The sequence below is a fragment of the Methylophaga sp. SB9B genome (assembly GCF_004832235.1).
Classification (GTDB): Bacteria; Pseudomonadota; Gammaproteobacteria; order Nitrosococcales; family Methylophagaceae; genus Methylophaga; species Methylophaga muralis.
On sequence record NZ_SSXS01000080.1, the window covers coordinates 1 to 254 of the forward strand.

The following is a 254-nucleotide window of genomic DNA, read 5'->3' on the forward strand; positions in this document are numbered from 1 at the left end:
GCTGCAGAATTAAATTGCTAAAGTTGCCTCAAATCACCTTCATAACAAATATAATTGCTGATAAATCAATTTTTAAAGCATAAAATGCTTTTAATATAAATTATTGGAGTAAATCATGACTGAAAAATGGATCGTTATGACCAGATGATTCTCGAGATCCTGCAAAAGCAGGGACGAATTTCCAATCAGGAATTGGCTGAAGCGATCAACCTCTCGCCCTCGCCAACGCTGCGACGCGTTAAGCAAATGGAAGA

The 254-nt window shown here is 37.8% G+C and carries 1 protein-coding gene; it reads left to right on the forward strand.

What is annotated here, in order from left to right; translation table 11 throughout:
• Nucleotides 1-126: 126 nt before the first annotated feature.
• On the forward strand, nucleotides 127-254 hold a 128-nt coding region (locus E8Q33_RS15230; protein WP_136555726.1), incomplete at its 3' end, for an Lrp/AsnC family transcriptional regulator.